Annotated in this window: 20 protein-coding genes; 6 read left to right on the top strand and 14 right to left on the bottom strand. The window is 38.7% G+C overall.

What is annotated here, in order from left to right; genetic code table 11:
- Window positions 1–75: 75 nt before the first annotated feature.
- Window positions 76–765 carry a 50S ribosomal protein L1 gene (gene rplA / locus ACLN19_RS00885; protein ID WP_413382084.1) on the bottom strand — a complete coding sequence of 230 codons (690 nt, stop codon included), beginning with the start codon at window positions 763–765 and terminating at the stop codon, window positions 76–78.
- 97 nt (window positions 766–862) lie between these two features.
- Window positions 863–1,288 carry a 50S ribosomal protein L11 gene (gene rplK, locus ACLN19_RS00880; RefSeq protein WP_413382081.1) on the bottom strand — a complete coding sequence of 142 codons (426 nt, stop codon included), beginning with the start codon at window positions 1,286–1,288 and terminating at the stop codon, window positions 863–865.
- Window positions 1,289–1,448: 160 nt separating this feature from the next.
- Between rplK and ACLN19_RS00875 the strand changes: the two genes are divergently transcribed.
- Window positions 1,449–1,796, top strand: a complete 348-nt coding sequence (locus tag ACLN19_RS00875; protein WP_413382078.1) for a DUF3397 family protein — start codon at window positions 1,449–1,451, stop codon at window positions 1,794–1,796.
- A gap of 103 nt (window positions 1,797–1,899) precedes the next feature.
- Here ACLN19_RS00875 and tuf read toward each other — a convergent pair whose 3' ends face one another.
- From tuf to ppc, 3 genes are all read right to left on the bottom strand, one after another.
- Window positions 1,900–3,096 carry an elongation factor Tu gene (gene tuf / locus ACLN19_RS00870; protein ID WP_413382075.1) on the bottom strand — a complete coding sequence of 399 codons (1,197 nt, stop codon included), beginning with the start codon at window positions 3,094–3,096 and terminating at the stop codon, window positions 1,900–1,902.
- Window positions 3,097–3,274: 178 nt separating this feature from the next.
- Entirely contained in the window at window positions 3,275–4,543 is a 1,269-nt protein-coding gene (ftsW, locus tag ACLN19_RS00865) for a cell division peptidoglycan polymerase FtsW (protein WP_413382073.1), read from the bottom strand.
- Window positions 4,544–4,653: 110 nt separating this feature from the next.
- The gene (ppc, locus tag ACLN19_RS00860) at window positions 4,654–7,464 is read right to left on the bottom strand and encodes a phosphoenolpyruvate carboxylase (RefSeq protein WP_413382070.1); all 2,811 of its coding nucleotides are present in this window, start codon (window positions 7,462–7,464) and stop codon (window positions 4,654–4,656) included.
- A gap of 218 nt (window positions 7,465–7,682) precedes the next feature.
- Between ppc and pepF the strand changes: the two genes are divergently transcribed.
- On the top strand, window positions 7,683–9,473 hold the full coding sequence (pepF, locus tag ACLN19_RS00855) for an oligoendopeptidase F (protein ID WP_413382067.1): 1,791 nt from the start codon (window positions 7,683–7,685) through the stop codon (window positions 9,471–9,473).
- Window positions 9,474–9,505: 32 nt separating this feature from the next.
- On the opposite strand, the gene ACLN19_RS00850 is transcribed toward pepF, so the two are convergent.
- Window positions 9,506–9,889, bottom strand: a complete 384-nt coding sequence (locus ACLN19_RS00850; protein WP_413382064.1) for a DUF4430 domain-containing protein — start codon at window positions 9,887–9,889, stop codon at window positions 9,506–9,508.
- Window positions 9,886–10,401 carry an ECF transporter S component gene (locus tag ACLN19_RS00845; RefSeq protein ID WP_413382057.1) on the bottom strand — a complete coding sequence of 172 codons (516 nt, stop codon included), beginning with the start codon at window positions 10,399–10,401 and terminating at the stop codon, window positions 9,886–9,888. The genes ACLN19_RS00850 and ACLN19_RS00845 overlap by 4 nt, the downstream gene beginning before the upstream one ends.
- Before the next feature lie 223 nt (window positions 10,402–10,624).
- Here ACLN19_RS00845 and ACLN19_RS00840 point away from each other — a divergent pair, with 223 nt between their 5' ends.
- From ACLN19_RS00840 to ACLN19_RS00830, 3 genes are read left to right on the top strand one after another with little or no spacing between them, the layout of a single operon-like run.
- The gene (locus ACLN19_RS00840; RefSeq protein WP_413382054.1) at window positions 10,625–11,479 is read left to right on the top strand and encodes a glycoside hydrolase family 25 protein; all 855 of its coding nucleotides are present in this window, start codon (window positions 10,625–10,627) and stop codon (window positions 11,477–11,479) included.
- Between the two features lie 59 nt (window positions 11,480–11,538).
- A complete protein-coding gene (locus ACLN19_RS00835; RefSeq protein WP_413382051.1) occupies window positions 11,539–12,015 on the top strand; it encodes an aminoacyl-tRNA deacylase in 477 nt (158 codons plus the stop codon).
- Between the two features lie 19 nt (window positions 12,016–12,034).
- A complete protein-coding gene (locus ACLN19_RS00830; protein WP_413382048.1) occupies window positions 12,035–12,688 on the top strand; it encodes a histidine phosphatase family protein in 654 nt (217 codons plus the stop codon).
- Between the two features lie 32 nt (window positions 12,689–12,720).
- Here ACLN19_RS00830 and ACLN19_RS00825 read toward each other — a convergent pair whose 3' ends face one another.
- Window positions 12,721–13,629, bottom strand: coding sequence for an HAD family hydrolase (locus ACLN19_RS00825; protein WP_413382045.1), 909 nt, complete (start codon window positions 13,627–13,629; stop codon window positions 12,721–12,723).
- A 177-nt stretch (window positions 13,630–13,806) separates the two neighbouring features.
- Between ACLN19_RS00825 and lysS the strand changes: the two genes are divergently transcribed.
- On the top strand, window positions 13,807–15,297 hold the full coding sequence (gene lysS, locus ACLN19_RS00820; protein ID WP_413382042.1) for a lysine--tRNA ligase: 1,491 nt from the start codon (window positions 13,807–13,809) through the stop codon (window positions 15,295–15,297).
- Window positions 15,298–15,528: 231 nt separating this feature from the next.
- Here the strand turns inward: lysS and ACLN19_RS00815 are convergent, their stop codons facing one another.
- The 6 genes from ACLN19_RS00815 to ACLN19_RS00790 form a co-directional block, all read right to left on the bottom strand.
- Window positions 15,529–18,972, bottom strand: coding sequence for a helicase-related protein (locus ACLN19_RS00815; protein WP_413382039.1), 3,444 nt, complete (start codon window positions 18,970–18,972; stop codon window positions 15,529–15,531).
- The gene (locus ACLN19_RS00810; RefSeq protein ID WP_413382036.1) at window positions 18,962–22,429 is read right to left on the bottom strand and encodes an Eco57I restriction-modification methylase domain-containing protein; all 3,468 of its coding nucleotides are present in this window, start codon (window positions 22,427–22,429) and stop codon (window positions 18,962–18,964) included. The genes ACLN19_RS00815 and ACLN19_RS00810 overlap by 11 nt, the downstream gene beginning before the upstream one ends.
- Before the next feature lie 96 nt (window positions 22,430–22,525).
- Window positions 22,526–22,822 carry a DUF5960 family protein gene (locus ACLN19_RS00805; protein WP_413382033.1) on the bottom strand — a complete coding sequence of 99 codons (297 nt, stop codon included), beginning with the start codon at window positions 22,820–22,822 and terminating at the stop codon, window positions 22,526–22,528.
- Entirely contained in the window at window positions 22,815–23,177 is a 363-nt protein-coding gene (locus ACLN19_RS00800) for a hypothetical protein (RefSeq protein WP_070039985.1), read from the bottom strand. The genes ACLN19_RS00805 and ACLN19_RS00800 overlap by 8 nt, the downstream gene beginning before the upstream one ends.
- Window positions 23,174–24,589 (bottom strand): Y-family DNA polymerase, encoded by a 1,416-nt coding sequence (locus ACLN19_RS00795; RefSeq protein WP_413382030.1) that lies wholly within the window; start codon window positions 24,587–24,589, stop codon window positions 23,174–23,176. The genes ACLN19_RS00800 and ACLN19_RS00795 overlap by 4 nt, the downstream gene beginning before the upstream one ends.
- A gap of 2 nt (window positions 24,590–24,591) precedes the next feature.
- Complete coding sequence (locus ACLN19_RS00790) at window positions 24,592–25,269, bottom strand: LexA family transcriptional regulator (protein ID WP_413382027.1); 678 nt, start codon at window positions 25,267–25,269, stop codon at window positions 24,592–24,594.
- Window positions 25,270–25,271 lie beyond the last annotated feature (2 nt).

Here is a 25,271-nt window from a genome sequence, read left to right as displayed (position 1 = left end):
ATTAGTTTATCATCAAGTCAGTCAAAAAGCTAGCTAAAACAAGCTAAAAAGCTCTGATAAACAGAGCTTTTAGACTTATAGAGAACTTGGATCAACTTTGATACCAACACCTTGTGTTGTTGTGATAGACAAGTTTGTGATGTAAGTTCCTTTAGTTGTAGCTGGTTTTGCTTTAACGATAACATCGTTGAAAGCTTTGAAGTTTTCAACCAATTTATCTGTGTCAAATGATACTTTACCGATAAGAGCTTGTACGTTACCTGCTTTATCAGCACGGTAAGTGATTTTACCACCTTTAGACTCTTCAACTGCTTTAGCAACATCCATTGTTACAGTACCAGTCTTAGGGTTTGGCATCAAGTTACGTGGTCCAAGGACACGTCCAAGACGTCCAACGATAGCCATCATATCTGGTGTTGCGATAACAACATCAAAATCAAGCCATCCACCATTGATTTTAGCAACCAAGTCATCTTCACCGACAAAATCAGCACCTGCAGCTTTAGCTTCTTCAGCTTTAGCACCGCGTGCAAATACAAGTACACGAGATGTTTTACCAGTACCGTTTGGCAATACCATTGCACCACGGATTTGTTGGTCAGCTTTTTTAACATCAATGTTTAAGTTGTAAGCAACTTCAACAGTTGCATCAAATTTTGCAAAGTTAGTTTCTTTTGCAAGTGCTACAGCTTCTTCTACGCTGTAAGCTTTTGTGCTGTCGATTTTTTCAAGAGCAGCACGCAAGTTTTTACTTTTTTTAGCCATTATAAATTTCTCCTTGTAATGTGGTCTAACGATTTAGCTAAATCTCCCACGTCACTCATCAGATGTTGATGAAGTCTTGCGGGTTTAGTGGGGTTCTTTAGTCAACAACAGTGAATCCCATTGAACGAGCAGTACCTTCAATCATACGCATTGCAGACTCGATGCTTGCTGCGTTTAAGTCAGGCATTTTAGTTTCAGCGATTTCTTGTACTTGTGCACGTGTCACGCTAGCAACTTTAGTTTTGTTTGGTTCACCTGAACCTTTTTCAACACCTGCAGCCTTTTTCAAAAGAACAGCAGCTGGCGGAGTTTTTGTCACAAAATCAAATGATTTGTCTTCATATACTGAGATAACAACTGGGATAATCATACCAGCTTGATCAGCTGTACGAGCGTTAAATTCTTTTGTGAATCCCATGATGTTGATTCCTGCTTGACCAAGAGCTGGTCCGACTGGTGGAGCTGGTGTCGCTTTACCAGCAGGAATTTGAAGTTTAACAACTTTTTCGACTTTTTTAGCCATTTTAAATGTCCTCCTGTTGTGGTTCTTTCGGTAATTGTAGATTTTTACCTCCCACAGATATGCCATAGCATACCTTACTATTATACCCTATTTAGAAGATAAATCAAGGATTTTACTTAAAAAAGTTTACAAGTGACCGCTAAAAAGCTACAATAGATCTATGATGTATAAACTAATCGCGATATTACTACTTATCTTAACCCCTATTTTTTCATCTATTGTTGTGAAATTGTTGGCACTTGATCGTATCAAGTTGCTATTAACTGATATTGCTTTTCCACTCTATCTTCTAGAAATTATGCTCATTTCAGATAAATTTTTGAATCAGGCAGTACTTCCTTATCTCCTTATTTTACTTGCTATACTAGCTATCAGCATTAGCCTATTTTTAATCATCAAACATCAACGCTTTAGCTACAAACGTTTTTTAAAACTTTTTTGGCGTGTTGGGTTTTTGCTCAGCTTTATCTTTTACCTCGTTCTTATCATTTTAATTTTTACTATCTAGCCTTGACTAAGGCTTTTTTATTTTGTGCACTAAAAAAGCGAGCTTAACGCTCGCTTACAATTATGGTTGTCTGACTATAATTGTTATTTGGGAACTTAATTTCTTAAGCTTCGATTTCAGATACGATACCTGAACCAACAGTACGTCCACCTTCACGGATAGAGAAAGTAGTACCTTGTTCAACGGCGATTGGGTGGATCAATTCAACGTCGATAGTCACGTTATCACCAGGCATAACCATTTCAGTACCTGCTGGCAATTCGATTGAACCAGTTACGTCAGTTGTACGGAAGTAGAATTGTGGACGGTAGTTGTTGAAGAATGGAGTGTGACGTCCACCTTCTTCTTTAGTAAGGATGTAAACTTCACCTTTGAATTTAGTGTGAGGTTTGATAGAACCTGGTGCAGCCAATACTTGACCACGTTCGATTTCATCACGTTGGATACCACGAAGAAGCACACCAACGTTGTCTCCTGCAAGACCTTCGTCAAGTTGTTTACGGAACATTTCAACACCAGTAACAACTGCTTTTTGGATTTCGTCTTTGATACCAACAATTTCAACTTCATCGTTGACACGAACTGTACCACGGTCGATACGTCCTGAAGCAACTGTACCACGTCCAGTGATTGAGAATACATCTTCGACTGGAAGAAGAAGTGGTTTGTCAGTATCACGTTCTGGTTCTGGAATGTACTCATCAACAGTGTTCATCAATTCCATGATGATATCTTCGTACGCTTCGTCACCTTCAAGAGCTTTAAGAGCTGAACCTTGGATAACTGGAAGGTCATCACCTGGGAAATCGTATTCTGAAAGAAGGTCACGGATTTCCATTTCAACCAATTCAAGCAATTCTTCATCGTCAACCAAGTCAACTTTGTTCATGAAGACGATCAAGTGTTTAACACCAACTTGGCGTGAAAGAAGGATGTGCTCACGAGTTTGTGGCATTGGTCCATCAGTAGATGCTACTACAAGGATAGCACCGTCCATTTGAGCGGCACCAGTGATCATGTTTTTAACGTAGTCCGCGTGTCCTGGCGCATCGATGTGAGCGTAGTGACGTTTTTCAGTTTCATACTCAACGTGTGCAGTGTTGATTGTGATACCGCGTTCGCGTTCTTCTGGAGCAGCGTCGATTGCAGCGTAATCTTGTGGTTGGTTAACTGAAGATGGAAGACGACGTGCAAGAACTGTTGTAATTGCAGCAGTCAAAGTAGTTTTACCGTGGTCAACGTGTCCAATTGTACCAATGTTAACGTGTGGTTTACTACGATCGTATTTTTCTTTTGCCATTTAGGAAAAGCCTCCAATAAAATATATTTTATAGATAGACGGTAGGCAATACAGTCTAACTTTACCCTACTATTTTAACAAATTACGCTAGAATTGCAAGCCTTAACCCCCGCTTTTTCAAAAAATTACTGCTTCTAAAGATAGAATCTAACAAAAAGAACCCCTAAGGGGGTCTTTATCAGGAATGGAGAGTGATGATTTTATCATCATCTCGTTCTTCTTGGTTAGCTACTTCTTCACGTGCTTCTTTAAATAAGCTTTCACGGCGCTCACTAGCATCGATATTTAAGACAATACCCACAGCTACTGATAAGACTAATAAACTATTTCCCCCTTGAGATAAGAAAGGAAAGGTGACCCCTGTTGAGGGGATTAAGCCTGAGATACCACCAATATTGACAAACACTTGCATCAAAAGCATCCCGCCAATCCCAAGAGCCATCATTGCATTAAAAGAATCCTTGGCTTTAATACCGACGTGTAAAATACGTAAAATTAAAAAGAAAACAAGTGCTAAAATAAGCGATGCACCAATGAGTCCTAACTCCTCTATAACAATCGAAAAGACAAAGTCTGTCGTCGCTTCAGGAAGGTAGCCACGCTTTTCAATAGAATTTCCCAAACCAAGCCCAAACCAGCCACCATTACTCATCGCATAGTAGGAATTGGCAAGCTGATGTCCTGAATCTGTCAAGTCTGTAAAGGGATTGTAAAAGGCTCTAAAACGCTTTGCGACATAACCAAAGACAGGTACCTTGGCCATAGTATCGACCCCCACCACAGCAATCAAACCCAAAAAGGCTGCTGATACGGTCACAATAGTGGCTAATAATCCAGAAAACCAGCGATAGCCAATACCACTGACTGAAAACATGATAACCCCTGTCAAAACAATGATCGCTGCATTTCCTAAGTCAGGTTGAATAGCTACCATCCCAACAAGAATAAGGCAGTAAAAACGCCAATCATTGAGGTCTGAGACTTGTCTTGGTAGCCAACGCCGCTTAGTCAGAGCTTGATAATCATAAGTCGCTATCATTTTTTCTTTATTAGCAAAGGTAAAAGCTAAAAACCAGACGATAATAATCTTTAGGTACTCTGCTGGCTGAAAGCTAATCGGACCAATGACAATCCAGCCGTGAGCTCCATTTACGGTCTGTGTAAAAAAGCGTGCAATAAAGAGCAAAAACATCTCAAAGTAAACCGCTGCTAAAAGAACACGTCTCTTTTTTAAAAAGGTCAACCTTAGCTTATAAATAAAGGTAATCCCAATAAGACTGACTGCCCAAAACATACCTTGATTTAGCACTGAGCGAAAAGGGTTAAGCCCATTACTTACTAAGGTGGCACTTGTCGTTGAGTAGATGATAATCAATCCTAAAACGGATAAAATCAGATAAGGAATGAGGATAGAATAATTCAGCAAATGCCGTTTATCGATTTTCATAAAAGCCTCGTTTGTTCAAAAAATTATTGGTTTCATTATATCATCTTTACAAAATCTTGTAAAAGGACAAAGACAACGTAAAAAGTCGCAACAGCTGTTGCGACCCTTGACTAACCTGAATTACGGAGCCCTGTGGCAATACCATTGATAGTGATATGAATGAGTTTTTCGTAATCCTCATCCAACTGGTCATTACGCAGACGCTTAATTAGCTCAATTTGGACATAATTCAAGACATTAAAGTAAGGCAGTCGATAATCAAGACTAGCACGCAAGCTAGGAGTCTCAACTAAGAGTTCATCATGATCTTCGATAGCCAAAATCATATTCTTTGTTAATTGCCACTCATCTAAGATAATATTAAAGACATCTCTAGTTGCCTCTTCTTTTGCTAATTGTGCATATTGAAAGGCGATATTCATGTTAGACTTTGATAAGACCATATCTACATTGGACAATAGAGAATTAAAGAAAGGCCACGTCTTATACATATGTTGCAATTTGGCTAAATGGCTAGGGTCTTGGTCAATAAAATGCTTGAAAGCTGATCCAACACCGTACCAACCTGGGAACATAATACGGTTTTGCGACCATGAAAAGACCCATGGAATGGCACGCAAGCCAGAAATCTCGGTAATGGTCTTACGTGCTGCTGGACGAGAGCCGATATTAAGACTAGAGACTTCTTTGATAGGACTAGCTTCAAAGAAGTAATCATAAAAATGTGGGTTACCAAAGACAAGGTCACGATAGATTTTATTGCTATCTTCGACGATACTATCCATAACCTTACGAAAATCCTCTAGTTCATCAGGATTGGTCAACAGTTGTGTGACCATACGGTTAATAGACGCTGAAATCAACATTTCAAGATTATAGTAAGCGGCATCTTTATTACCGTATTTATTTTCGATAATCTCACCTTGCTCTGTCAAGCGAATGCGATCTTTAATGGAGCCAAAGGGCTGAGAGGTAATCGCTTCATAAGATGGACCTCCACCACGTCCAACTGTTCCACCACGTCCATGAAAGAAGGTGATATTAACACCATAAGTCTCACCAATCTTAGTTAGATCATTTTGAGCTTTATAAAGTGTCCAGCCAGATGCCAAATAACCGCCGTCTTTATTAGAATCAGAATAACCAAGCATAATTTCTTGATACTGGTTATTGGCTTTAATCCATTTTTGAACAATATCATAACCAAGATACCGAGTCATGATAAGCCTAGAATTGTCCAAATCCTCAATGGTTTCAAACAGAGGAACAATCTGAATGCGAGAAGAATCTTTATCCACCAAACCGACTTCTTTTAACATAATAGCCAACTCAAACATATCAGACACACTTTCTGTGTGTGAAATAATATGCTGCTTGATGACATCATCACCTAGACGGTCTTTTAGTTCTCTAGCCGCTTTAAAAATCGCTAATTCTTTTTCCAACAACTCTGACTTAGGCGCATGAGTCGATGACAGTGGTCTAGGGTCTTCTAACAATTCTGTCAAAAGTACCTGACACTTTTCTTCTTCGGATAAATCACTATAATTATCCACAATATTAGCCGATTTTAATAGTTCAGCAACACAAGCTTCATGTACGCTAGAGTCTTGACGCATATCAATACTAGCGAGATAAAATCCAAAGACATCAACAGCTTGAAGTAGCTCTTCAAAATCACCTTTTATCAAAGCATGCTCACCATTTAGCTCCAATGATTCCTTAACAATCAGCAGATCGTCCTTAAACGCTTTAGCCGTGGCATAGCTCGGTGCATTTTCCTTAGTAATTTCAGAGGCGACATCTACCACTTTGCCTTGGATATAGCGGGCAACAACACTAGCATTGGTTGTGCTTGTATAGACGTCATTAAGACTACTGGTACGCTTAGGCAGACCATCCGTTTTTAGGTCAATCAAGGTCTGGATAACCTTAGATTGGATATAATTAAAGGCTTTTCGATAAGGCTCGTGCTCACGATAAATAGAAGTATCACTAGATTGCTCTGCTAGCGCTCTTAGCTCTGGCGTGGTTTTAGCCAAAGTAGTGGACAATGAAAACGTGCGATACAGCTCTGTCAACTTTTCAATGTAGTAGTTTAAGATCACCTCACTTTGAACTGTGGCTGACATCTTAAGGGTATCAGCTGTCACGTAAGGATTGCCATCGCGGTCACCACCAATCCACATCCCCATAGTGATTGGCTTGGGATTATCAAGCTCAATGCCATAGCTTGTAGCCAAATGTTTATACTGACTGGTTAATTTTGTAATCGCCTTAATCAAGGAAACATTGTAGTATTCCATGACATTTGTGATTTCATTTTTGACCTTGAGTTTACGCTCACGAATAATATCCGTCTGCATAATAATCTCAACGTAACTGCGAAGTTCCTCTAACCACTTATCTTTATTGACAATACCCGCCTCAACGTCACGATATTTACGTAATAAATTATGGATTTTTGTCGTCAACTCTAAGACTGTCTTACGTTGAACCTGTGTCGGATGCGCTGTCAAAACAGGCACAACATTGACATTTTCTAAAATCGCTTTAGCATCTTCTTTACGACTCACCGTATCAATAGTCGTTGATAGCTTACCTAGATAATCTAGCTGTGTATTATTAGCATAATTGACCTTATAAGCAAGATCGACATCCTCTGAGATATTGATCAATAATGGCAAAATAGAGAAATAGCGTGCTACAATAACCATATCTTCGTTACTTAAGGTAGCCACCAACTTCTCTAGTTCGACATACTGATCAGATGCTGATAGCGCCACTAATTGTTGAATGGTGGCAAAAGCGCTCTCCCCGACTAACTGCTGTGTAGTCTCGTCCAAAAGCTCTTTTAAAATTGCCACCTCCTCGGTGATATGCCCTTTACTGCTACTGCTCTCTAGTTTTTTGATGGTCACAGATTTCACTTCCTCTCATGAGCTGGTCCACTGCTTCATAACAGAGACTTATATAGCTTCTATGATACTCTTTTTAAGGCTAAAAGTAAACTCATTTTCTGAAAAAGCTCTCCTATTTTTACAAATATTCTGACAGTTGCTGTCTTTTTCCCTGTATTTCTTGATTTTATGCTATACTAGGCTAGTACACTATTATCATATAAGGTAAGGAGACTTTTATGGAACTTAAAGAACGCTCTAGCTTTCCCGAGCATGAACTCTGGGATTTATCGGCCCTCTACAAGGATAGAGAAGACTTTCTCTTAGCCATTGAAAAGGCTAAAGAGGACATTGACCAATTCAAACGCAATTATCAGCACAACCTCCATACCGTCGATGATTTTACAGCAGCTTTATTAGAACTTGAGCAAATTTATATCCAGATGAGTCATATCGACACCTACGCTTTTATGCCTCAAACGACGGATTTTAGCAATCAAGAATTTGCCCAAATCGCACAAGCAGGCAGTAACTTCATGACCAAAGCCAGTAGCGACCTTAGCTTTTTTACCACAGCCCTCTCTCAAGCTGATGACAGTATCTTAGATAGTCTAGAGGCTAACCCTCACTTTAGCGCAGAGATTCGTTTGGCTAAGATTCGTAAAAAACACAGCCTTGATCCTAAGGTCGAAAAAGCCCTAACAAACCTACGTGACGTCCTAAGCGCTCCTTATGACATCTACACCAAGATGCGTGCTGGAGACTTTCATATGGAGGACTTTGAGGCTAATAGCAAAACATATCCCAATTCTTTTGTCACCTATGAAAATTTCTACCAAAATCATGATGATAAGCTAGTCAGAGAAAAAGCTTTTCGCTCTTTTTCAGCTGGTTTAAGACAGCATCAACACGCAGCAGCTAGTGCTTATCTAGCCAAGGTCAAGTCAGAAAAAGTCCTTGCCGACCTCTATGGTTATGATTCCGTATTTGATTACTTACTAGCAGAACAAGAAGTTGATCGGAGCTTCTTTGATCGTCAGATTGACCTTATTATGACAGAATTTGCCCCAGTCGCTAGGAAATTTATCAAACACGTCGCTAGTGTCAATCAGATTGACAAGATGACCTTTGCCGATTGGAAACTTGACATCGACCCAGAGCTCAATCCTCAAGTCACTATCGAGGAAGCTTATGATTTAGTCATGAAATCCGTCTCAAGCCTTGGCCCAGAATATAGTCAAGAAGTCGAGCGCTACCAAAGGGAGCGCTGGGTTGACTTTGCTGCCAATGCCAATAAAGACTCTGGAGGCTATGCAGCTGACCCGTACAAAGTGCATCCTTATGTGCTGATGAGCTGGACAGGTCGTATGAGTGATGTTTACACACTGATTCATGAAATTGGACATTCTGGTCAATTCATCTTTTCAGACAATCACCAAAGCATCTTTAATACTCATATGTCCACTTACTATGTCGAAGCCCCTTCTACCTTCAATGAGTTACTGTTAAGCGATTATTTAGAGCATATGTTTGATACACCTCGCCAAAAACGCTTTGCGCTTGCCCATCGTTTGACGGACACTTATTTCCATAACTTTATCACGCATTTACTTGAAGCTGCCTTTCAACGTCGCGTTTATACACTCATCGAAGAAGGAGGAACCTTTGGTGCTGAGCAGCTAAATGCTATCATGAAAGACGTTTTAACTGATTTCTGGGGAGATGCGCTTGTCATTGATGATGACGCTGCTCTTACTTGGATGCGCCAAAGCCACTATTACATGGGGTTATATAGTTATACTTACTCAGCTGGTTTAGTTATCGCCACAGCTGGTTACCTTAATCTCAAACAAAACCCTGATGGGGCTAAGGCTTGGCTTGATTTTCTAAAATCTGGTGGTAGTAAAACACCTCTTGAAACCGCTAAAATTATCGGAGCTGACATCTCTACTGATAAACCACTACGTGACACCATTGCCTTTTTAAGTGATACAGTTGATACCATCATTGCCTACAGTCAAGCTATCTAAAAGCTATTAAAAAGAAGCCCTTAGGCTTCTTTTTAATTACTATAAACTTCTTGATAAAACTCTATCTTGTCTCCGTCTTTGACTTTGATTTGATTAGCTGCTTTATCAGCTACCTTGTCATTGACCTTAAACATCCAGTATTTGCCGGCCGCCTCATCTTGGCTAATACCATCAATAGCTGTAATAAAACCACTCTTTTCTTCAACTTTGTAATTGTCTTTTAAGACATCAAGAACAGTCTCACCGTCTGAAAAGGTCACTGTCTCATCTAAAGTGTTACTATCTTCTTTAACCACAAGCTCTACTTTTCCCGCTTGCTCACTCGATTGAGATGTGTTAGTAGTTGTTGTATTGGAACAAGCCACCAATACAACAGACAATAGTGTTAGAAAAATATATTTAGCATAGCGTTTCATTTGCTAAAAACCTCCTTTAAAATCGGCATCAATAAGCTATAAAAAATAGCTGTGGAAACGGCATGAAGCAAATTAAAACTCGCTCCAGCCAAGACATAGGTCCACCAAGGAATTTGGTAGATAAAGGCATAAATCGTATCGCTAGTCATCCCATATAAGATACTCAACAAACCTGCTATAAAGGCCTGTAAAAAGAGTAAAAACTTATCTGATAAGAGCAGGCTCTTTGTGATAGGATACAACAGATAGCGCCACAAAAGCATAATCACTGTAAATGATATAATTTGCCAAATGACCCAAGGACCAAAGCCAAATAAAAACGAAGAGACCAACATGCTAATCGTCATAATCAAAAGCCCTTCTGAAAAGTTGAGGACAACACAACAAATCAAAAAAAGAGCTGTGATAGGCTTGATATTGGGAAAAGCAGCAAAGGCATAACGTAAGACTACACACAAGCTTGATAATAAAGCAATGCGTGTCAAAGCATCTAGAGAATGTCTATTTGTCATACCACCATTATACCTTAAAACAGCTTAAAACAGTAAAGAAAACGTTTTCTTTTCAAAAAGTAAGTACCTTATTGATAGATAATCTCATAATAATATCATATATGTGGCTAAAAACGATTATTACATAGGAAAAAAGCTATTTTTAACAAAAAATAGCCTAAAAACAAGGCTTATAAGTTGTAAACATTGCTATTTTAGGCATTTTACGGTAGAATAAAATCAAATGAGAAGAAGAATTAAGCCTATTGTGGTCTATGTCTTTCTAGGTATTTTGTGTGGACTTCTGCTAATGAGCCGCTTGTTGATGGAGCGCTCTTATCAAAAACAACTCGAAGCCGCGTCAAAAACAATCCCTACTATCTCTAGTAGCACTAGTAAAACATCTAGCAGCACCACTGAACAAGACGAATTTATTCTAAAACCCATTATTGATGTCTCTGGATGGCAACGTCCCAGTGAGATTGACTATGATACCTTATCTAATAACATCTCTGGGGCTATCGTCAGAGTATATGGTGGCTCACAAATCACAAGTACCAATAATGCCGCCTACACCACTGGCATCGATAAAGCATACAAACAACATATTACCGAATTTCAAAAACGTGACGTTCCTGTTGCCGTTTACAGCTATGCACTTGGAAAAAGTGAAAAAGAAATGAGGGCTGAAGCTAAAACTTTTTACGAAAATGCAGCTCCCTACAAGCCTACGTTTTACTGGGTTGATGTAGAGGAAGAAACCATGTCTGACATGAATAAGGGGGTACAGGCATTCCTAGATGAGCTCAAAAAGTTAGGTGCTAAAAAGGTCGGTATCTATATCGGAACCTACTTTATGAGTGAGCAAGATATCTCAGTAGATGGCTTTGATGCTATTTGGATTCCAACTTATGGTAGTGATTCTGGCTATTATGAGGCAGCGCCAAATACAGATCTTGCCTATCATCTTCACCAATATACGTCTCAAGGCGTCCTTCCTGGTTTTAATAATGTCCTAGATCTCAATCAAATCGCAGTGACTCAAGACCAAAAGAAAACCTACGAAGCACTCTTTGGTAAAATCTCTCGTAAAAAGTAAGCGTGCTCCTTTTAGGAACGCGCTGTTTTTACACTCATTAGTAAGGAAAGGATTCTATCATGTCAAAACGTCATAAACTTAAAAAAACCTTGGTTGACCAAATTTTAGACAAGGCTAATATCACCCATGACAGTCTTAGTCTTAATGCCTTAGAAGGAGACTTGCCTGAGCATATCCAAAAAGAAGATATCTATAAGACCTTAGCCCTATCAGGGGATAAGACAGGCCCTATCATTGGTATCGTCCCTATCACAGAACATCTCTCTGAGAAAAAGCTTGCCAAAGTTTCTGGTAATAAAAAGGTCACAATGATTCCTCAAAAAGACCTTCAAAAAACAACAGGCTACATCCACGGGGCTAACAATCCTGTTGGGATTCGTCAAAGGCACGCCTTTCCCATCTATATCGACAACCAAGCACTTCAAAAAGACTATATCATCGTCTCAGCAGGAGAGATAGGGCGCTCTATTGGGATTAAAGCTAGTCTGTTAGCTGATTTTGTTCAAGCTGAATTTGCTGATTTACAAGACAATTAAGGATAAAAGGAGATGATTTATGAAACTCTACTTTGTGAGACACGGAAAAACACAATGGAACTTAGAAGGACGTTTTCAAGGAGCTGGGGGAGATTCACCTCTTCTCTATGAGGCAAAAGAAGAACTCATCGCCTTAGGTCAATTTTTAAAAGATACACACTTTGATGCGGTCTTTTCTAGTGATCTAAAGCGTGCTTATACAAGTGCTCAAATCATCATGGCAGAAAATAACTACCTCTCACCACTAACAACTACTAAAGCTCTGCGGGAATGGGCACTAGGAAAGCTAGAAGGTCAAAAAATAGCTGTGATTACAGCTATTTATCCCCGTGAAATGCTTGCTTTTCGTCACAATCTAGCTGCCTTTCATGCTGGGTATTTCGAAGCAGAAACCCCTTATGACACAACCAAGCGTGTCCGCCAATTCGTCCAATCGCTGGCAGATACACCCTATGAAAATGTCCTTATTGTGGGACACGGTGCCAATCTCACTGCTTCTATACGTTCTTTACTTGGCTATCGTATTGGCGAATTACGCCAAGTCGGTGGTCTAGACAATGCTAGCCTTACTATACTTGAAACCACGGACCATAAACACTACGATTGCTTATCTTGGAATGACAAGTCCTATCTTGAAGCGGTTGAAAATGTTAGTCTGGCTGTTCGCTCATAAAAAAGAAGAAGCTCCTAGGAACTTCTTCTTTTTTATGACATACGACTATATTTAAGACGTAAAATCTTCTCTTGCTGTTTATTAAGCCGCAGTAAAATAACAACCTTATCCACACTCATATTGCTCTCAAGCAAACGCTCTGCTGCCATCATCAGACCGTTGTTAATACCTAGCTCTAAGATGGGATTTTTCTTATCATTGACATCAAAGATAAATTTATTGGTAGGAAGGTCAAAAAGCACCTTAACCGCACCGTATAATTGCTCAAAATTATCAATCTCAATATCATAGACGGGCTTAATTCCCGCTCGTAGCTCACGCCCTCTATGGTTAAACCACATCGAATGCCAGCCGCTATTAAAAGCACCGACAATATCATTATCATAAGAATCACCGACATAAAGCGTCGTCTGAGGGTCCATATCAAACTGCTTGGCTGCTAGATTGAAGATTTCTTTTTCAGGTTTTTGAAAGCCTGTCGCCTGACTGACCAGCACGCGCTTAGGATCGATATAGTCATATAAGCCCAATTTTTTGACTTTTTTAAGTTGGTGTTCAGTTGGACCGTTCGTGATAACACCCATCGGCACCTTTTTTGACTTAAGAAAATCAAGTGTCATGCGCATCTCATCAAGCATAGTGATATTGTCAAGCTCTCTTTCGTACACCTCTTGAAAATGCTGTCCTGTGGCTTGATCAATCTCACGATAGCCAAACTCCAACAAGGTTTCACGACATCTCCAAAAGCGAAAATACTCAGTCGTCCACTCCCCTGCCATCACACGTGGAAAACCAACATCTGAATAATGACGAAAACGAATATAAGCTTGATTGATGAGTGCCATATCAAAATCAGGAAAGCATTTTTCGATAGCCATACGATAAGGCGCTTCTTGGTCATAAATAGTATCATCAACATCAAATACGATGGAAGTAATCATAACTAGGTCCTTTCTGTAATCAGTTTATTATACCTTTTTTAGAAAATTATGTCAATATCTCCCTTATTGCAGAAAATGAGAAAATGCCTAGTCTTATCATTAAGAAAGCTCAAAATATAGGTGAAGTCTTAACACTTTTATGGTATAATAACCAAGACTAACTACGTGGAGGAAATTATGTCAAACCAACATAAAACTGAACTAAACGATCAGCAAATTGTTCGTCGTGAAAAAATGGTGGCTCTTGAAGAAAAAGGGATCGACCCTTTTGGTAAACGCTTTGAGCGTACCGCAACATCTCAAGAGCTAAAAGACAAGTATGCTGACAAGACCAAAGAAGAATTACACGACATTAACCAAACCGCTATTATCGCTGGGCGCTTGATGACCAAACGTGGTAAAGGTAAGGTTGGCTTTGCTCACCTTCAAGACCGTGATGGCCAAATCCAAATCTACGTGCGAAAAGATGCTATTGGCGAAGACAACTACGACATCTTCAAAAAAGCTGACCTCGGAGACTTTTTAGGCGTCGAAGGGGAAATCATGCGTACTGATATGGGGGAATTGTCTATCAAAGCTACACACATCACGCATCTCTCAAAAGCTCTTCGCCCACTTCCTGAAAAATTCCACGGTTTATCAGATATTGAGACTATTTATCGCAAACGTCATCTTGATCTCATCTCAAATCGTGATAGCTTTGAGCGTTTTGTCACACGCTCAAAAATCATCTCAGAAATCCGTCGCTACCTTGATGGTCTCGGATTTTTAGAAGTTGAAACCCCTGTCCTTCACAATGAGGCTGGGGGAGCTGCGGCACGTCCATTCATTACCCATCATAATGCTCAAGATATGGACATGGTACTTCGTATCGCCACAGAATTGCACCTCAAACGCCTCATCGTCGGTGGTATGGAGCGTGTCTATGAGATTGGACGTATCTTCCGTAACGAAGGAATGGACGCTACACACAATCCTGAGTTTACCACTATCGAAGCCTACCAAGCGTATGCTGATTTTAAAGACATCATGGACCTTACAGAAGGTATTATCCAGCATGCTGCAAAAGCGGTTAAAGGTGATAAGCCTGTCATCTACCGTGATACAGAGATTGCTATTAACCAACCTTTCAAACGTATCCATATGATAGATGCTATTAAGAATGTGACAGGCGTTGATTTCTGGGAGAATATATCTCTTGAAGACGCTAAGGCTATCGCTGAGGATAAAGGTGTCCCAGTTGAGAAGCACTTTACGTCTGTCGGACATATCATCAACGCGTTCTTTGAAGCATTTGTCGAAGAAACACTCATTCAGCCAACCTTTATCTACGGGCATCCTGTAGAAGTCTCACCACTGGCTAAGAAAAATGCAGATGATCCTCGCTTTACAGACCGCTTTGAGCTCTTTATCATGACAAAAGAATACGGTAACGCCTTTACAGAGCTCAATGACCCAATCGACCAGCTAGAGCGCTTCAAAGCTCAAGCTGCCGCTAAAGAGCTAGGGGATGATGAAGCGACTGGCATTGACTATGATTATGTCGAAGCCCTTGAATATGGGATGCCACCAACAGGTGGACTTGGTATCGGTATTGACCGTCTAGTAATGCTCCTCACTGATACGACAACCATCCGCGATGTCCTACTCTTCCCAACGATGAAATAAGACGTCTCAGAAACGTTGTCATATCAACGTTTCTAGAGAGTAATTGGTACAACTTACCAAAAATTTACCACAACTTATACAAGTAGTTGTAAAAACTTATAACGACTTACAGCTTCTCTTGGATTATTCCAAGGGAAGTTTTTTAGTTTCTGGAAAGCAAAAAATGACAGCATATTTTCTACTGTCATTTATGTGTTTCAGAAAAATGATGATTTTTAGGAAAGTTATTGGTTAGGAAAATACAATATTTCCAATAATAACTTCTATTTCTGTTTTTTCAATATTAGCTTTTCTATTTGATGCTCGTTTCACCTTAGCACCTACAGAATTTTCCAATCTTGAAAAATCGAATAGCTCCGCATAATCAGTAAAGTCAAGCCAAAATCTATCAACGTTTGCTGCTATCTCTTTAACATATTGGAACAGCTCACTCTCTTCATCCACCATACGGATTACATTTGCAATCTTGCTCACATCTTTTGGCACTAACCCTGCCTCTTGAAGCTTGCTCATTATTAAACTTCTATTTTTTATATCTTTTACAGAATTACCAATCTCTAATGCTGCTTTCTCAGCGGTCTTATTTTGTAGAGACTGAAGATTTGATTCCGCAGTATCAACTGATTGATTGAAATTATCAACTAACTTTTGCTTATACTTCTCCAATTTTTCTAGTTCATTGCCCAGAAGAATTTCTGATTTTTCTTTTGACAACTCTGCTGTTGAACTTATACCTCCGATTTTTGATTGTCTAAGGTGGCTTTCTGCATTAGTTATGTCAGAGTTAGAGAGTTCACTTGTATCAAAAATCCTCTCTTCAGTAGAGATCGCGGCTCCATTTGCATCCTTATAATTGATACGAGCTACTACAATAGTGTGAGAACTATTGTTCTTAGAAAAGCTGTATTTTGGATATACTGGCTTCTCGGTACGCTTTATCGCTGAGTTTTTCGTATCATAAAGTCGCTTATTAGCTTCTTTATAATCAGTAGAATGTTTTTCTGAAACAGTGCCTTGATTATAGATTGTCTTTTCTACAGTCCTATCGAGCATCGTTTGGACAGCTTTACCTTTATCTCTTTTTACGTCTTCAAGATAGGAGGTATATTCTGGCAAAACAATATCATCAAATTCAGTATCAGACATTACTCCTGCCATTTTCTTTCCAAGGCGCTCTGACATCTGTAACTCTACATCAATTGCTTCATATACTGGGAACGTATAGACAAAAATATTATTTACAGAAGAGTCTTGCCGTGGTCTGTCAATACGCCCTATACGCTGTTCCAACACCATCGGATTATATGGTAAATCCAAATTCATCAGTACTACAGCATCTTGAAGGTTTTGCCCTGTAGAGATAGTATCCGTGCCAACTAGTAAATTTATCTCCTTAACAGTTCCAAAGATATCTTTTCGATTTTTTGATAAAGGAGAAAATCTATCTAGTATCTCTTTCTTTGTTTCTGGATATTCACCAATTCTATTGTCTTCATCATTACCTGTAATAAGTCCAAGGTTGTCAGACAAAATATTATTACTAGATAATAAGTTTTCATAATAATACTTAGCAGTATCAGCAAATTGGGAGATGAGAATAACTTTGCGTCCTTGTTCGAGCTCTTTAACGATATTCTCTTCGACTTTTGTAAATTTCTCGTCTACAAGTGAATAAGCTTCTTTTAATTCTGTAATCAGCTGCTCTAGAACTTCATCATCTTGAATAGCATCAGCATGCATCTGTTTAATAGTCGCTTTTGCAGTGTTTGGCTTAATACTATCTATTTGATTACTGATTTTCTCAAAGTAACGTCTCTTCTTTATCTTAGAATCAAGCTGATACTGAGATAATAGAGTCTCATCTTCAAAGTCTTCTAAACTTACATCAGCAGTCAATAACCCAATTTGTTTAGAGAGATAATCATCCAAGTTATAGCGCCTTGATAGCATCATTTTAAACTCACTCGTTGGATTCGACGAGTTTTTGACTCTATCTAAATCCTCTAGCAGTACTCTGTTCTTTTCCTTGATACCTTCTAAAGAGACAAGGTATGAACGCCAGCTTGAATCAGCACGTTTTAACAACATAAGTTTCAATCGGTCTCCACTCATATCATTCCGTTCAGGATTGATATACCGAATAGCATCCATATATGGAAATTTTAGATTTGAAATTCTTTCAAAGTTGTCAACGAAAATTCGATTTTTACGTGGTTCATAAGGAATCTCAACTGTTGGAAATTGTCGCTGTGCAAATGATACATTCTGCCCGCCATAAGTTTTACGAGTTCTTTGTAGGAATAAATCTTCCCAAAATTCGTTAAATGCTACATCATCACTAACTAATTTATTGATTACTCGTTGGTTATTTCCAAAAAGGAAATATTGTTGATAGTGACGGTTTGATGGAATTGAATCAATATCTAGAAACAGGCTACCTAAGTTCAAGACATCTTTACGGCTATTATTCCATGGAGTAGCGGTCAGCATAAGACCTTTTATTTTTTTTCCAAGAGAGATAGCATGTTGGTCAACAATTTGAAGATTGCGATAGGCTCTAGTTCCTCTGTTTTTGAAGCCCAAGTGTGCCTCATCAACAATAACCAAATCAAATAACTGAGCCATCTGTTCTAATTCCTTACCGTTAGATAAGGCAAATTTTTCCCGAGATAGGTATTGGAATTTAGAAGAATCAATTCCTAAAATAGCCAATTCCTCTGTCCACTGAACTTTTAACTTATTATCAGCAATTATTAGTATTCGTAGTCCAGGATTCTTGTCCAGACTAGTCTTCACAATTCCTGCGGTCGTCCTTGTCTTACCAAGTCCAACACCATCTGCCAATATCGCTGTACCATAGGTATTCAATTTATCCCAAATATCGATAACACCAATTCTTTGATGCGGATAAAGATGCTCTATCCAGTCACTATTTTCATCGAGTTCAGCATAGGGCTTACCATAAATTTGAGCAAAATCATAATAAGTTTCTTGTACTGTTTTATACGGTTCTCCTGTTTGCCAATTTGGAAATTTACCTTTAACGATTTCAATAAGTTCCGCAGAAAAGCTTTCAACTTCATCAGACTCCCATATTTCAGAATACCAATCATTCAAGGCAAAATAATTATCTTGACCAAAGACGTTTAGTTCGGTATTTCCTTCCAGTCCATTTTTGGAGAAGTTTGATGAACCGACAACAGCTTTCCCTTGACTGCTTGAAAACGACTGAGAAAAAAGATAAGACTTTGCATGGAAGTAATTCGCTTCTCCCGTATATACTTTTACTTCAATACGGCCTTCGTTAATCCATTGACGTACCAATTTTAGAAAGTCCTCTTCTTCCAAAATACCATCAATATCATCACTCATCAAGCTAGGTAATTCTTCCAAATATTCTTTGCTAGACTTAGCACTAAGAATATCTACCGTTTCCTGATTTGTTTGGTTCCCCATCATGACTTGAACGGAACCGTTGTGTTCCATCATAAACTTGGTGAACTCATCTTTAATCAGCAATAACCCTGAAATATAGAAATAACCTACTGCTAATCGCAATGTTCGGGTACTATCTTCTGAAATCAGGAATCTCACAGTATCGGTCATCAAAACCTGTCTGTTGTCGATAACCTTTCTCTGAAATATCTGACTTTCAAGTTCTTTTTTATCTACCATCTAATTTAATCCTGTCATATACGTTAATAATACGTTGTGTTTCTTCTTCAACAAACTCTTTATGGTTTGCTGTTTCAAAGCTTTTCATCATGTCCAGCACTTCCTCTCGTGTTAAGTCAAAGGCAAGCATGACACGTGCATTCAATTCTGCAACTAAATCATCATGTGAGACATCTTTGAAGCTATCCCCTGGTATAAGAGAATCAAGTTCATTATACAAGTCTCCGTTTTCCAATAACAAGAACTTAACAATCTGTATAATATCTTTTGCCTGTCCTACCTTCTCTATCGTAGGAAGAGGTAGCTGTTTAAGGTAAGTTTGACTAATGTTCGTATTCACCAATTTTTTCAGAATGTAATCAACTACATAAGAATTTAGAATTCCAAGAATAAATAGTTGTTCAGAAATTTCAGTATCTGAAACATCTCTTTGAACCCAAAGACTGTGAGCCGCTGTAGTGTTTTTAGGTAACAACGTTGAAATTAGGGACCTTTGGTTTGTTGAGCTTGCTATCGCTCGAATAGCAATACGGAAGTGCTCATAATCCCCACCTGTTTTTCTGATAACATCTGATTCTGAAACACCTTCTACTGGTTCACTAAGCAGTTGAAACTGATGCATCATTTTTCCCTCGTATAAAGGATAGTCACCGTCTTCCACATTCATAAATAGTTGAGAGTCATTGGTTTTATGAAAATCGTTTCCTAAATTGATGAGGTTCGTTTCACGTAACGGTGGAAACTTAAGCTTGATTTTCTGGTAAAGATTGAATTCTTTTTGACTACGTGGTTCAAATAAGGAGTATTTTTCTGGCTCTGAATCTTTCACCATGCTCAGTTGATAGGTTAATTTCTGATTTTCATCATTTAAGCTATCAAGTTCCTGTTGATAAAAGAATGCCTTGAAGCTGTCACTTTGCCCTAGAGCTTTTTTAACAGTGACGACTGCAAATTTATACCTACTATCCACCGATGGGAAGATTTTCTTACGATTCTCAAAGGATAGGAATTCTTCTAACTCATAGTTATCAAAGATAAGATGTCGCAATCCAGTTGCACCTAAATCAGTTACTAGGTTATCTGGAACTATCAATGATAAGCGTTGTTCTGCTTTCAAAAGTTGTAGAAATCGCTCTACTGAAAGCTTGTACAAGTTAATATCACTACTTGTTTTTCTTCCTTCAACTTCCCACACTTGATAGGCGTAATTCAGAGTATCTTTGAAATAGTTTGAACCTAACTCAATTCTATTTTGTTCTTCATCCCATTTCCCCTTAATCCGAGAAAATTCTTCCATCAGTTCAAGCTGACGCTCTTTTTTCTTCTTAGCTGTTTTTAATGCTAAATAGTTAACATCATATTGAGAGAAAAACTCATCTGAGTTAGGCTTCCAAATTTCCCAAGGTGGATTCCCGATGACGACATCAAATCCCGCATCTTTTTTCAAGGCACCTTCTTCATCAAAGAAAATCTCTGGAAGATTGATTTCAATAGCTTCAATGTGCAGAAATGTACTTTCGAGTCTGATATCCTCTGGCAAATATTGCAGCATTTCGCTCTGCAACTTTTGGCGTTTTTCTTTATACTTATCTGAACCTGAAAGTTTTAGTTGACGCAGCTCCTTAATCTCTTCTTGGTAATCTGCGTAAATTTCTTCACGCTTAAAATATGGAACAGAATTTATTAAAGAGTTTTGGTGAATGAGATTACGTCCAATTAGAGAAGGGAGTTTCACTTCCTTTGGTCTATGTTCAATGGATGATAAGGTCAACGTTAAACTTGAGATGATAACTGCTTTATAGTCGATGTCTACACCATAAATCATATTTTCAAGAATATGTTTTTCCCATTGATAGATTGATTCATCATCATTTCTGAAAAATGGATATTTTTCTTTAATGCTGGATGGCAGATTGAGAGTCGTCAATAAGCTATGCTTACTAGCTAAAAGCAAGAATGCTCCTCGTAAGAACGAACCGCCTCCAGATGACAAGTCAGCAACTTTCATATCCAATAAATGCTTAACAGCTTGCTCAATTTTCTGTTCGATGTCTGAAGCACTAATTGATTTTTTTATCGCATTGAAACGTTTCTCAAATTCTACTTCAACTGTTCTCTTTACCATGTAGGAGACAAAACGTTCATCCGTATAGTAGGCACCTTTATTCTTTTGTTCAACGACATCTTCACCATAATAGACAACTGGTTTATTTCCTTCCTCAATCCGAATTTGGACATTCTGACTCATTGAATTTTCGTATTGCTTTTCAATAGCATTTGGTGGAAGGTCTTCAAAACGGAAAGAATATTCCTGTGCATTTGTATCTAACCATAGTTTAGTCCAAAACTCAGTATATTCTTGGGATAATTTTGCTTCAATACTGTCTGCCACTAGTCCAACACTTCCAGCAAACAAGTCCCCATCATAGACAGAACGAAATTGCTCTGTTGCTCTATTATTGATTTCTTTGAGTCGGGTCTTCGTATCCGTTTCAAGCTTAATTTGAGAAGTCGCTTGCACTTCATCATCGTCAAAAATATCAAAAAGTGTAATTTCATTTTGAGGTTCGATTACTCTTTTCTTCTTGTTAAGCTTTTTAAATGCATCCTCATCACCAACACGAATAGTTGCTTCGGCTTCTACAATTTTCTTAATTGCACTATCAAGGGTACCATCTCCGATACCAAGTGCGATACCATTCACATTGAAGGCATCACTTCCATAGTATCCTTCTAAAAATCGTCTCATCAACTGTCGAAGAATGATTGTATCTACGACAGTTGACAACACTGACGTATAAGTTTCATCTTCAACAAGATTAACCAAGTCATTGTTGTCAAGATAAAAACGTGCTTTGAAATCAACTAACTCTTTCAATTCATTCTTCAATGTTGTTGCTGTAATCAGTTCAGACAGTTTTTTTCGATAGTAGGAAACTACAGACAAGAAGTGGGTTGAAAGTTGTTGCGTAAAAACGCCATCTGGTATTTTGATAGAGTTCCCGAAGCCAAACTCGTCTTCTTCAACCTGAATATATTCATTTTTCAACAAGTTGAAATTCGAAATATATAGACTCTTATCAGCAGTTTCTGGATTTATATCTAGTCGAACGTCTCTATTTCCACTGAATGTAGGGAAAATAACAACTCGATTTTCTCCGATGAATCCGACAAGTTGAGTATCGAAATCTAATGTAAAGGTCTTTTTCAACTCCTCCACTTGCTTAAATAAGCGACGAATCTCTATCGTCTTTGAAGATGGTGTTAAATCACCCTCAAGCTTTACTGCCATCACACCTTTTGAGTTATCTTCCAACTTATCCGTGAAGAATATTTTCCATTCCCCAAACTCTTCAATTGGGTTTTCACCCACTGAATAACCAAGATAGTCAGCCAGCAATTCAAACGAATACACATCATTTTTTAAATTTTTCATTAGTTCTGTTGGGTTCTGCATTAACTAACCTCTCTTTTGAGCCACTTATAATCCTTGGCATCTATAATACCTTTATTATAGCTTATTTATAGTCAAAAATATACCGTACCTGTTGTATTATTCTGATATCTTAGAAGGTTGATGATACACATGCTGCTTATACTCAAACTTCCTCACTCCTACTTCTGTCTTACTGAACTCAACTGTAAAATAAAAATAGTGGTCTCGTCCGTCCTTACTGTGGCGTTTGCCGAGTTTGAAGTAATTCTTTTGGCTCCTGAGAATATCATCAGTAAGAGTTGTCAGTGGCTCTCCTAGTGCTGAATAGCGATAGAAATCCTCTTCGAACTTGAGATAAGAATCAGAGAAATAGTCCATTTGTAACTTGCCCTCATAAATTTCTTTTCTATTCAAAATCTGTCTCCTCCGTCATATTGATGGATAAAATATCCTTTACTTGAAGCAGCTGATACTTGTCAGCTGTTTTTATTGTAATTTCTTTTGGGCTAATTTCAGTCACTCTTCCAAAGTGGGTGTTCTTAATATTTTTTCCTTTCATGACGAACATTCCTTGGTGTTGCGAAGCGTAGAGTTGACCAATCAGGACTAACTTCTCCATATCAGTTAAATCGGATGTCATATCAATCCTATTTCTATCATCGTCTAATGACGTGGTATGTTCGGATAGGAAAAAGCCCATCCACTTCATCATGCCTCTATCCTGATAATCTCTAGCTGCTTGAAAAGGGAGATAACTTCTATCAATCATCTTAGTCCATCTAAACCACCAGCTGAGTGACCTCCAATCAATTTGCTTCTCTCAACACTACGTGAGGCTTCCAATAATGAATTAGCCTTCTGAATATAAGTAAAGCCAAATTTATCTCGGATAGAATCAATCGCTGTTTGGAGCCTTTCTTCTTTCTCAATTTGTTCAATATCATCAAAAAGTGAAATGAGCTGTAATGACTCATCCACAAAGTTTGAGTAAGTCACCGCAACACTTCTGACTGCACCTAGTTCATACCTCTTCCTGAAAAGACTAAGAACATGGTCAGTCAGTACTCGGGTATTATTTGTCGGATCTACTTTCATTTGGGCTTGAAGATGTCGCTTACCTTCAAACCTTGAAAATCCAATAAAAATTGACACCGTACAGCATTTCTTATGAGCTCGTCTCAACCGAATAGCTACTTGCTCCGCCATTTCCCGAAGGACAAGTTCAATATCCGCCCGTCTATAATAATCTCTTGGCAAAACCTGAGAATTTCCAAGACCGTGTGATTTGGGTTTGTATGGCTTATGAACGTCGCTTTCATCTATACCGTTAGCATGATAAAAAAGCTCCACACCCACTACTCCAAATTCCTTTTTGAGTAAGTCAGCATCAAAATTGGCAAGCTCTTTGATAGAGTGAATGCCTAGTTTATTCAATCGCTTTTCTGTACGCTCTCCTATGCCCCAGAAGTCTGTCAGATTTGGAATATTCCAGACCTTCTCCTCTACATTCTCATAAGACCAATTAGCCCTCATGGTCGGTGTCTTCTTAGCCTCATTATCTAGTGCTAGCTTTGCCAAGAGTGGATTGCTATTAGACATACCTACCGTTGAGTAAACACCAGTTTTTCGGTAAATGTCACGCTGAATCCGAGCAGCTATCATGTCCAACTTGTCCTTACGACTGATATTCTCATCAGGTACAAAGTATTTTAGCGATGATGTAAGGTCAATAAATCCCTCATCAATAGAATAAGGGAGAATGTCATCTGGGCTAGCGTAGTTTTGAAAGATGTGCTGGATTTCCATGTTTTTCTCAATGTATAAATCCATCCGTGGTGTAACAATATGAGTAATCCTAGCCCACTCTTCGATGAATCGGACATAATCAAGTGTAATTGGCTGACCTTGCCTACGTGCTACGTAATAGTTGAACTTCCTGGTCTTGATATCAAAAGGCAGGTCATAGGAACGGCTGACGTTGTTCTTTCCAAAGACTTTCTTAAACATAGGCGAGGAAGCTAATATCAATCCATTAGCATTCTCCGCTCTGCTCATGACACAAAGAGAGGTTTTCAACGGATGCAGTCCACGCTCTACACATTCAACACTAGCATAGAAGGATTTCATATCCACAAAAGCTATATCACTTTTAGGTTCTCGTGAATAATCAAAGTAGCCCATAGTTAGTCCTCCAAAGGCATGAAGTGACCGACAATCTTTCCTATCACTCGTGGATTCTCATCAAATGGCGCAAACTTATCAGGGTAATCCTTATTGATTGACACTAAGCGGAGCCCTTCTTCTTCTCGATAGACTTTCTTGATGTAGGTCTGTGAATCCCAGACAACAGCATAAACTGCCCCATCATAATCGAAGCCTGTTTCTCTGATAAGAGCTACTTCTCCGTTTTGATAAGTTGGTTCCATTGAATTTCCATCAACCCAAGAGGCAAAATCATGTGGCAACTCTTCATTGTAATAAACCACGTCATAGTCCAGGTCACCATAAACAGAAGCACCAATACCTGCAGAAAGTTTCTCGTAAACATGATACTCTGAACGCTTCTCTGCAATGCTGATAACTTTCTGTGATGCTACCAAGTCACGAACATAGGTAATGGCTTTCTCTTGGTTTGGTTCTGTCAGCTGCTTATAGAGGGATGAAATTTCATTTTCACTCAAATAGCCTTCTGGAACCTTTAAGACTTTTTCCAACTTAGCAATATTGGCTTTAGTAGGCTTTGACAAGCCTTTTTCCCACTTGAAGTAAGCCTGCTTTGAAACACCGATAAGCTCAGCCAATTCTTGTTGCTCTAAGCCTAGTTCTTCTCGTTTTTGTTTTAATTTGTCAGGTTGATACATAA

The organism is Streptococcus lishijunsis, from assembly GCF_047290665.1.
In the GTDB taxonomy this organism is placed as follows: domain Bacteria; phylum Bacillota; class Bacilli; order Lactobacillales; family Streptococcaceae; genus Streptococcus.
The sequence above is the reverse complement of the archived record's forward strand: the minus strand, read 5'-3'. Positions and strand labels throughout refer to the sequence as shown.